The sequence below is a fragment of the Aeromonas sp. Prich7-2 genome, assembly GCF_017939255.1.
In the GTDB taxonomy this organism is placed as follows: Bacteria; Pseudomonadota; Gammaproteobacteria; order Enterobacterales; family Aeromonadaceae; genus Aeromonas; species Aeromonas caviae.
In genome coordinates this window covers 1-293 of sequence record NZ_JAGKRI010000300.1, presented here as the reverse complement: position 1 = coordinate 293, position 293 = coordinate 1, and the positions used below count along the sequence as shown (strand labels likewise).

Below are 293 nucleotides of genomic sequence, written 5' to 3'. Positions count from 1 at the left end.
CGCCTCACAAGCAAAGCGTCGGGCACACAATTTGGCGAAGGCTTTGAGCTCGCGGGTACTGTCTTTGAGCAGGTTTTTGGCCAATGTCTGCTGCTCGCGGTGGCTGGCTTGTTCGCTGCGCACCAGCAACCAACGTTGCGCGACCCCGGCATAATTCGCGTGTTGCCAACGGCCATGATAGCCATTGCCCAGAGCGGTCAGCGGTTGTGCACCTATGGTTGCCACGGCCTGCTTTGCCTCATTGAGAGTGACGGGCACCCGGGTCACAAATAGTTGCTGCTGTTGCGCCAGTA

Annotated in this window: 1 pseudogene; it reads right to left on the bottom strand. The window is 58.7% G+C overall.

What is annotated here, in order from left to right:
* Window positions 1–293, bottom strand: a pseudogene (locus tag J9892_RS22080) (IS1634 family transposase); the annotation flags it as partial.